Raw genomic sequence first — 8,887 nt, 5'->3', positions numbered from 1 at the left:
CGGCGTGCTGTTCATCGAGGCCACGCATCCCGGCGACCCGCTGGTGCTGAAGAAGCATGCGACGCAGGTCGAGCGGGCGCTGTCGCGGGTGCTCGCCTTGCCCAACGCATTGCTGCGCCCGAACCTGCACAGCGAGCTCGCGGGCGTGGAGCAGACCGTGCGCGAGATCGAAGCCGCGGGGTCCTTCCCCGACGTGCCGCTGCGCGTGCTCACGGGCGGCCTCACGCCGCGGGCCTGGCTGATGTCGCCGGCGGCGGTGGGCGCACGGCGCGCCAACCAGCAGGAGCTGGCACGCCTGTCGCCGCGCGGCGAGCAGGTGATCGCGCAGAAGAGCGGGCATTTCCCGCAGCAGACGGAGCCGCGGTTGGTGTTGCGGGTGCTGGAGGAACTGATCGTGGAAGTGCGCACCGCGTAGGCTGGTGGGGAGCGCGCGCAACGCGCGCCGAACCCCAGCGCTCCGCTGCGCTCGCGCATCGCTGGGCTTCGGCCTGCGGCGCTCAGCACCAGCCTACACTCCGCGCAGGAGGTTCCATGATCGCCGTCATCTTCGAAGTCTGGCCCCGCGACGAACATCGCCAGGCCTACCTGGATTGGGCCGCGCGGCTGCGCCCCGAGCTGGAACGGATGGAGGGCTTCCTCTCCATCGAGCGCTTCCAGAGCCTCACCGATCCCGGCAAGCTGCTGTCGGTTTCCTTCTGGCGCGACGAGGAATGCCTGGCGAAGTGGCGGCAATTGGAATCGCACCGCGCCGCCCAGGCCGCCGGCCGCAGCACGATGTTCCGCGACTATCACCTGCGCATCGCGGCCGTGCTGCGCGATTACAGCCTGGAAAACCGCGCCGAGGCGCCCGAGGATTCGCGCCGGCGGCACGGCTAGGCCAGCGACCGCGCCTTCTCCAGCAGGAACTCGATGCAGGTCCGCACCGCGCGGATCTGGTGCCGGTCGGGCATGTACAGCAGGTACATGCTGGTGCCGAAGATGCTCAGGCGGTAGTCGTCCAGCGTGGTGAGCACCTCGCCGCTTTCCACCGCGTCCTTCACCACGTAATCGGGCACGATGCCCACGCCCAGGCCGGCCAGGATCGCCTTGCGCAGGAAGGGGAAGTGCTCGGAGATGAGGGTCGGCTCCAGGATCACGTCCTCGCGCTCGCCGCCCCGGTAGGCGCGCAGCCGCAGCTGCCGCCCGTGCACGCCGGAAGTGACCACCGGCGAGGCCGCCAGTTGCGCGAGCTGCGCCGGCAGACCCTGCCGCTCGGCATAGGCGCGCGAGGCGCAGGCGATGTAGCGCACGTTGCCCAGGTCGCGCGCCACCAGCGACGGTGGCGGCTCCGCCATCACGCGGATCGCGATGTCCACCTCGTCGCGCAGCACGTCGGCGCGGTTCTCGAACAGCACGTCCAGCACGATGCCCGGGAACTGGCGCTTGAATTCGATCAGCCACTGCGACATCACGAGCTCGCCGAAGCCGCTGGGCACGGAAATGCCCACGCGGCCCTGCAGGCCCTGGCCGAAGGTGGCGATGGTCTCGCGCGCGGCCAGCATCTCGTTGCGCACCCGCCGGCCGTGCTCGTAGAGCCGCCGGCCCACCTCCGTCGGCTCCACCCGCCGCGTGGTGCGCCGCACCAGCTGCACCCCGGCTTCCTTTTCCAGCTGGCTCAGGTGGTAGCTGACGTTCGCCCGCGTCATGCGCAGCTTGCGGCCCGCAAGGCTGAGGTTGCCGGCGTCGATGATCTCGACGAGCAGGGTGAGGGCGGCCAGGTCCATGGATGCTGTCAAAAGGAATTTGACAGTCTGTCCAGTCCCATGGGAATTGTCAAGGAGAATTGATCGTCCCAGAATCCCGGGGCGTCTTCCTCGTCCTGGAAAACCCCGAATGCCATCTTCTTCCTCCGCTGCGGCGGCCGTCCGTACGCAGCGCCACGGCGTCCTGCTGGTCGCCACGATCGCCAATCCCCCCGTCAATGCCCTGAGCGCCGAAATTCGCAAGGGCCTGCTGCGGGCCGTCGAAGCCGCCGAAGCCGACCCCGAAGTGCGGGCCCTGGTGCTGGTGGGCGAAGGCCGCGGCTTCATCGCCGGCGCCGACATCCGCGAGTTCGGCAAGCCGCCGCTGCCGCCTTCGCTGCCCGAGGTCTGCAACCGCATCGAGGCCAGCGGCAAGCCCGTGGTCGCCGCGATCCACGGCCCCGCGCTGGGCGGCGGCCTGGAAGTGGCGATGGCGGCCCACTACCGCGTGGCCCTGCGCGATGCCAAGCTGGGCCTGCCCGAAGTCAACCTGGGCCTGATGCCCGGCTCGGGCGGCACCCAGCGCGCGCCGCGCCTGATGGGCGTCGCGCCCGCGCTGGACCTGATGCTCACCGGCCGCCACCTGGGCGCGCGGGAAGCGCTGGAAGCCGGCCTGATCGACCGCATCGCGGAAGAGGCCGATGCCGAGGCCGCCGGCGTCGCCTACGCGCAGCAACTGCTCGCGAGCCGCGCTGCCATCCGCCGCAGCGGCGACTCGCCGCTGGCGGCCGACATCGAGGGCGCACGGGCGGTGCTGAAGAAGGCCGCCGCCGACACCGCCAAGAAGTCGCGCGGCCTGTTCTCGCCCCTGAAGATCATCGAAGCCGTCGAGGCGGGCCTGGACCTGCCTTTCGCCGAGGCGCTGCGCAACGAGCGCCAGCTGTTCCTGCAATGCATCGACAGCCCGCAGCGCGCCGGCCTCGTGCACGCCTTCTTCGCCGAGCGCGAAGTGGCCAAGGCGCCCGAGACGCGCAGTGCCAGGCCGCGCGCGATCGGGTCCGTCGGCGTGGTCGGCGGCGGCACCATGGGCGCCGGCATCGCCGTGGCGGTGCTCGACGCGGGGCTGCCCGTGACGATGGTCGAGCGCGACGAGGCTTCGCTCGCGCGCGGCCGCGCCAACGTGGAGAAGGTCTACGACGGCCTGGTGGCCAAGGGCCGCCTGACGCCGGAGGCCAAGGCCGCCGTGCTGGCCCGCTTCGCCGGCAGCACCGATTACGCGGCCTTCGCCGACGTGGACCTGGTGATCGAGGCCGTGTTCGAGGACATCGAGGTCAAGAAGTCCGTGTTCGCCGAGCTCGATCGCGTCTGCAAGCCGGGCGCGGTGCTCGCCACCAACACTTCCTACCTCGACATCGACGCCATCGCGGCCAGCATCGCGCGGCCGCAGGACGTGATCGGCCTGCACTTCTTCTCGCCGGCCAACATCATGAAGCTGCTCGAGATCGTGGTGCCGGCCAAGGTGTCCGCGGACGTCGTCGCCACCGCCTTCGAGCTGGCCAAGAAGCTGCGCAAGGTGCCGGTGCGCGCCGGCGTCTGCGACGGCTTCATCGGCAACCGCATCCTGGCGAAGTACCGCCAGGCCGCCGACTACCTGGTGGAAGACGGCGCCAGCCCCTACGAGATCGACGAGGCGGTGCGTGCCTTCGGCTATCCCATGGGCCCGTTCCAGGTGTCGGACCTGGCCGGCGGCGACATCGGCTGGGCCACGCGCAAGCGCAAGGCCGCCACCCGCGACCCGCGTGCGCGCTACGTGCAGATCGCCGACCGCATCTGCGAGCGCGGCTGGTTCGGCCAGAAGACCGGCCGCGGCTGGTACCTCTATCCGCAGGGCGCGCGTACCGGCACGCCCGATCCCGAGGTGCTGGCCATCATCGACGCCGAGCGCGAGCGCGCCGGCGTCAAGCCGCGCAAGTTCAGCGCCGAGGAGATCGTGCGCCGCTACATGGCCGCGATGATCAACGAGGGCGCCAACGTCGTGCGCGAAGGCATCGCGCTGCGGCCGCTCGACGTCGACGTGGTCTTCCTCTCCGGCTACGGCTTCCCGCGCTACCGCGGCGGCCCCATGAAGTACGCCGACACGATCGGCCTCGACCGCGTGCTGGCCGACCTGCGCGAGTTCGCGCAGGAGGACCCGCTGTTCTGGCAGCCCTCGCCGCTGCTGGTGGAGCTGGTCACGCAGGGCCGCAACTTCGACAGCCTCAACCACCCCGCCGACTGAAGGCAGGAGACCCCATGGACCTGACATTCACCCCCGAGGAACAGGCGTTCCGCGCCGAGGTGCAGCGCTTCCTCGCCAACGAGGTGCCGGCGCGGCTCACCGGCAAGGTGCGCGCCGGCCAGCGCCTGACCAAGGCCGACCTGGAAGAGTGGCACGCGCTGCTCAACGCGCGCGGCTGGCTCGCCAACCACTGGCCCAAGGAGTACGGCGGCCCGGGCTGGAACGCGGTGCAGAAGTTCATCTTCGAGCACGACTGCGCGCTCGCCTACGCGCCGCGCACGGTGCCCTTCGGCGTCAACATGCTGGGGCCGGTGCTGATCAAGTACGGCAACGAGGCGCAGAAGCGCCATTGGCTGCCGAGAATTCTCAATGGCGACGACTGGTGGTGCCAGGGCTACTCCGAGCCGGGCGCCGGCTCCGACCTCGCTTCGGTCAAGACGACGGCGGTGCGCCAGGGCGACCACTACATCGTCAACGGCCAGAAGACCTGGACCACCCTGGGCCAGCACGCCAACATGATGTTCGCGCTGGTGCGCACCGACCGCGATTGCAAGCCGCAGGAAGGCATCAGCTTCCTGCTGATCGACATGAACTCGCCCGGCGTGGAAGTGCGCCCGATCATCACGCTCGATGGCGAGCACGAGGTCAACGAGGTGTTCCTCACCGACGTCAAGGTGCCGGTGGAGAACCTGGTGGGCGGGGAGAACAAGGGCTGGACCTGCGCCAAGTACCTGCTGACGTACGAGCGCACCAACATCGCCGGCGTCGGCTTCTCGGTGGCGGCGCTGGAGCGCCTGAAGGTGATCGCCTCGCGCGTGCGCAAGAAGGGCAAGCCGCTGGCGCAGGATCCGCTGTTCGCCGCCCGCCTGGCACAGGTGGAGATCGACCTCGAGAACATGAAGACCACCAACCTGCGCGTGATCGCCGCGGTGGCCGGCGGCGGCGTGCCGGGCGCGGAGAGCTCGATGCTCAAGATCCGCGGCACCGAGATCCGGCAGGAACTGAACTCGCTGATCCGCCGCGCCATGGGCCCGTACGCGCTGCCCTTCATCGACGAGGCGCTCGACGAGGGCTACGAGGGCGAGCCGGTGGGCCCGGCCGAGGCGCGCTTCGCCGCGATCCAGTACTTCAACAACCGCAAGCTGTCGATCTTCGGCGGCTCCAACGAAATCCAGAAGAACATCATCTCCAAGATGATCCTGGGACTGTGAGGACGGCATGAATTTCGACCACACGGAAGACCGCCGCATGCTGGCGGACCTGCTGGCGCGCTACGTCGCCGAGCAGTACCCCATCGAGACGCGCCACGCGATCGCGAAGTCGCCCGAAGGCTTCAGCCGTGCGCAGTGGAAGCAGTTCGCCGAGCTGGGCGTGATCGGCGCGCTGTTCGACGCGGAGCAGGGCGGCTTCGGCGGCGCCGGCTTCGACATCGCCGTCGTCTTCGAGGCGCTCGGGCACGGCCTGGTGCTGGAGCCCTTCCTGCCCACGCTGCTGGCCGGCAGCGCCCTGGCGCGCGGCGGCGAGCGCTGGACTGAGACCCTCGCCGAGCTGATCGCCGGCGACTGCATCGCGACGCTGGCACACGAAGAGCCGGGCTCGTACTACGAGCTGCAGCGCGTATCGACGAGCGCGCGGCGCGACGGCGGCCACTACGTGCTGAGCGGCCACAAGGCGGTGGTGCCGCTGGGCGACCAGGCGCAGTTGCTGGTGCTGTCGGCGCGTACCGCGGGCGACGTGGACGATGCCGAGGGCGTGTCGCTGTTCGTGGTGCCCGCGGCGACGCCGGGCCTGCGCGTGCGCGGCTATCCCACCATCGACGGCGGCCGCGCCGCCGAAGTGTTCCTCGACCAGGTGCGCGTGCCGGCGAGCGCGCTGCTCGGCGCCGAAGGCGAGGGCCTCGCGCTGCTCGAACACGCGGTCGGCCGCGGCGTGCTGGCCCTGTGCGCCGAAGCCGTCGGCGCGATGGACACGGCCAAGGCCATGACCATCGAGTACCTGCAGACGCGCCGCCAGTTCGGCAAGCCGATCGGCAGCTTCCAGGCGCTGCAGCACCGCATGGCCGACGTGCTGCTGGAGATCGAGCAGGCGCGCTCCGCGGTGATCAACGCCGCCGCGGCGCTGGAATCCGACCGCATCCCGCGCGAGCGGGCGCTGTCGGCCGCGAAGTACAGCATCGGCCGCATCGGCACGCTGGTGGCCGAAGAGAGCATCCAGCTGCACGGCGGCATCGGCATGACCTGGGAGCTGCCGCTGCCGCACTTCGCCAAGCGCCTGGTCATGATCGACCACCAGCTCGGCGACGAGGACCATCACCTGGCGCGCTTCATCGCGCTGGGCGCGGCGCAGGACGCGACGTCCGCCGCCTTGCAGTCCGCCCGCGGCACGGAGGTCCCTGCATGAGCGGATTGCCGCTGGCCGGCGTGCGCGTGCTGGACCTCTCGCGCGTGCTGGCGGGCCCGCTGTGCGCGCAGGTGCTGGGCGACCTCGGCGCCGAAGTGATCAAGGTGGAACACCCCAAGCGCGGCGACGACACGCGCGACTGGGGCCTGCGCGTCGGCGACACCGAGACGGCCTACTTCAACAGCATGAACCGCAACAAGCGCTCGGTCACCGTGGACCTGCAGAGTCCCGAGGGCCAGGCGCTGGTGCGCGAGCTCGCCGCGCAGTGCGACGTCGTCGTGCAGAACTTCAAGTACGGCGGCGCCGAGAAGATGGGCCTGGGCTACGAGCAGGTGAAGGCCGTGAAGCCGGACATCGTCTACTGCTCCGTGTCCGGCTACGACCGGCACGGTCCCGAGGCCAGGCGGCCCGGCTACGACCTGGTGATCCAGGGCGAGGCCGGGCTGATGGCCATCAACGGCGAGCCGACGCAGCAGCCGCTGAAGTTCGGCGTGGCGGCGGTGGACATGTTCACCGGCATGTACGCGGCGCAGGCCGTGCTCGCGGCCCTGTTCGACCGCCTGCGCACGGGGCAGGGCCGGCACGTCGAGATGGCGCTGTTCGACTGCGGCCTGATGGTCAGCGCCTATTACGGCCTGGAAGCCCTCCTGATGCAGAAGGACCCGCCGCGCTACGGCAACGCGCATCCTTCCATCGTCCCCTACGGCGTCTTCGACGCGCAGGACGGCCCGCTGATCATCGCGGTCGGCAACAACGCGCAGTTCGAGCGCTTCTGCACCGAGGTGATCGAGCGGCCCGACCTCGCCGCCGACGAACGCTACAAGACCAACCTGGTGCGCGGCCGCAACCGCGACACGCTGGTGCCCGAGCTGCACAAGGAGCTGCGCGCGCGCCCGCGCAAGCTGCTGCTGCAGCGCCTGTCCGCCGTCGGCATCCCGTGCGGCGAGGTGCTGGGCCTGTACGAGGCGCTCACCTCGCAGCGCGCGCAGGACGCCGGCCTGGTGACGCAGCAGCCGCATCCCCTGGCCGGCCGCATGGACGTGATGGCGCCCCCCTACCGCATGGACGGCGAACGGCTGCCCGTGCGCCTGCCGCCGCCCGTACTGGGCGAAGGCACCCGCGAGGTCCTGCAGGAACTGCTGGGCCTCGACAAGGAACGCCTCGCGCAACTCGAAGCGCAAGGCGTGACGAAAACTCGTTGATGGAGACTCTCCCGATGCAAACAGCATCCCTCGCGCGCTTCACGCGCCGCGCGCTCTTCCTGTGCCTGCTGCCCGTGATCGCGGCGCCGGCCCTCGCCGCCGATGCCTGGCCCTCCAAGCCGATCAAGCTGATCGTGCCCTTCCCGGCCGGTGGCCCCACCGACACCGCTTCCCGCATCCTCGGCCAGGAGCTGGCCACGCGCCTGAAGCAGCCCGTGGTGGTGGAGAACAAGGCGGGCGCCTCCGGCGCCATCGCCGCCGCGCAGGTGGCGAAGCTGCCCGGCGACGGCTACACCTTCATGATGCTGGCCACGCCGACGCTGCTGGCGCCCCACATGTACAAGAAGGTCGGCTACGACACGGTGAAGGATTTCGTGCCCGTCGCCAGCGTGTACGACCTGCCGATCGTGATGGTGGTGAACCCGGGCCTGATGCCTTCCGTGACGGACGTGCAGAAGCTGATCACGCACGCGAAGGCGCGGCCGGGCCAGATCAGCTACACCAGCTCCGGCACCGGCAGCTTCGGCCACCTGAGCATGGAACTGCTCAAGCAGCTCGGTGGCTTCGACATGCAGCACATCGCCTACAAGGGCGGCGTGCCCGCCATCACCGACACCATCGGCGGCCAGGTGCCCATGATGTATGCCGACCTGGTCGCGGCGCTGCCGCACATCAAGACCGGCAAGCTGCGCGCCATCGGCGTCGGCTCGCCGCAGCGCGTGTCGGTGCTGCCCGACGTGAAGACGGTGGCGGAGCAGGGCTTCAAGGGCTTCGACGCCGTGTCCTGGGGCGGGCTGCTGGCGCCGCCCGGCACGCCCAAGGAGATCGTCGACCGCGTGAGCCGCGAGACCGCCACGATCCTGGCCGACAAGGGCGTGCAGGACAGGCTGCTCAACGCCGGCGCGATCGCCAACTACCAGAACCCGCAGCAGATGGCCGTGCGGATCCGGACCGACTACGAGAAGTGGGGCAAGGTGATCCGCGACAAGGGCCTCGCCAACGATTGATCCCCCGTCGTCCCCGCCCGTGCGGGGATGTCCCGTCGTCCCCGCACGGGCGGGGACCCAGAACCCCAGAGGAGACCCCAACAACATGCAACGCCGTCATTTCACCGCCGCTCTCGCCGCCACCGTCGCCGCCCCGCTGGTGCGCGCCCAGAACTGGCCGACCCGTCCCATCAAGGTGCTGGTGGGCTATCCGCCCGGCGGCTTCACCGACGTCACCGCGCGCCTGATCTGCGACAAGCTGGGGCGGCGCCTGGGCCAGCCCGTGATCGTGGACAACAA

At 70.2% G+C, this 8,887-nt stretch carries 7 protein-coding genes and 2 pseudogenes; 8 read left to right on the top strand and 1 reads right to left on the bottom strand.

Going from position 1 to position 8,887, the window contains the following annotated elements:
• Positions 1-415: pseudogene (locus tag VFM98_RS26100) on the top strand (hypothetical protein); the annotation flags it as partial.
• Positions 416-531: 116 nt separating this feature from the next.
• On the top strand, positions 532-876 hold the full coding sequence (locus VFM98_RS26095) for an antibiotic biosynthesis monooxygenase (protein WP_325112799.1): 345 nt from the start codon (positions 532-534) through the stop codon (positions 874-876).
• Here VFM98_RS26095 and VFM98_RS26090 read toward each other — a convergent pair.
• Positions 873-1,763, bottom strand: a complete 891-nt coding sequence (locus tag VFM98_RS26090; protein ID WP_325112798.1) for a LysR family transcriptional regulator — start codon at positions 1,761-1,763, stop codon at positions 873-875. The genes VFM98_RS26095 and VFM98_RS26090 overlap by 4 nt on opposite strands.
• 109 nt (positions 1,764-1,872) lie before the next feature.
• On the opposite strand from VFM98_RS26090, the gene VFM98_RS26085 reads away from it, so the two are divergent.
• The 6 genes and pseudogenes from VFM98_RS26085 to VFM98_RS26060 form a co-directional block, all read left to right on the top strand.
• The gene (locus VFM98_RS26085; RefSeq protein ID WP_325112797.1) at positions 1,873-3,999 is read left to right on the top strand and encodes a 3-hydroxyacyl-CoA dehydrogenase NAD-binding domain-containing protein; all 2,127 of its coding nucleotides are present in this window, start codon (positions 1,873-1,875) and stop codon (positions 3,997-3,999) included.
• Between the two features lie 14 nt (positions 4,000-4,013).
• Positions 4,014-5,210: an acyl-CoA dehydrogenase family protein gene (locus VFM98_RS26080; RefSeq protein ID WP_325112796.1), complete on the top strand. Its 1,197-nt coding sequence runs from the start codon at positions 4,014-4,016 to the stop codon at positions 5,208-5,210.
• 7 nt (positions 5,211-5,217) lie between these two features.
• Complete coding sequence (locus VFM98_RS26075; protein WP_325112795.1) at positions 5,218-6,399, top strand: acyl-CoA dehydrogenase; 1,182 nt, start codon at positions 5,218-5,220, stop codon at positions 6,397-6,399.
• Positions 6,396-7,601, top strand: coding sequence for a CaiB/BaiF CoA-transferase family protein (locus VFM98_RS26070; protein ID WP_325112794.1), 1,206 nt, complete (start codon positions 6,396-6,398; stop codon positions 7,599-7,601). The genes VFM98_RS26075 and VFM98_RS26070 overlap by 4 nt, the downstream gene beginning before the upstream one ends.
• Before the next feature lie 14 nt (positions 7,602-7,615).
• Complete coding sequence (locus tag VFM98_RS26065) at positions 7,616-8,608, top strand: tripartite tricarboxylate transporter substrate binding protein (RefSeq protein ID WP_325112793.1); 993 nt, start codon at positions 7,616-7,618, stop codon at positions 8,606-8,608.
• A gap of 85 nt (positions 8,609-8,693) precedes the next feature.
• A pseudogene (locus VFM98_RS26060) lies at positions 8,694-8,887 on the top strand (tripartite tricarboxylate transporter substrate binding protein); the annotation flags it as partial.

Source organism: Ramlibacter sp. (assembly GCF_035706265.1).
Taxonomy (GTDB): Bacteria; Pseudomonadota; Gammaproteobacteria; order Burkholderiales; family Burkholderiaceae_C; genus Ramlibacter.
This window is presented reverse-complemented; position numbering and strand designations above follow the sequence as displayed.

Coding starts and splice junctions, on each gene's coding strand:
- VFM98_RS26065 (WP_325112793.1), top strand. CDS start 7,616: ATGCAAACAGCATCCCTCGCGCGCTTCACGCGCCGCGCGCTCTTCCTG.
- VFM98_RS26075 (WP_325112795.1), top strand. CDS start 5,218: ATGAATTTCGACCACACGGAAGACCGCCGCATGCTGGCGGACCTGCTG.
- VFM98_RS26080 (WP_325112796.1), top strand. CDS start 4,014: ATGGACCTGACATTCACCCCCGAGGAACAGGCGTTCCGCGCCGAGGTG.
- VFM98_RS26085 (WP_325112797.1), top strand. CDS start 1,873: ATGCCATCTTCTTCCTCCGCTGCGGCGGCCGTCCGTACGCAGCGCCAC.
- VFM98_RS26090 (WP_325112798.1), bottom strand. CDS start 1,763: ATGGACCTGGCCGCCCTCACCCTGCTCGTCGAGATCATCGACGCCGGC.
- VFM98_RS26070 (WP_325112794.1), top strand. CDS start 6,396: ATGAGCGGATTGCCGCTGGCCGGCGTGCGCGTGCTGGACCTCTCGCGC.
- VFM98_RS26095 (WP_325112799.1), top strand. CDS start 532: ATGATCGCCGTCATCTTCGAAGTCTGGCCCCGCGACGAACATCGCCAG.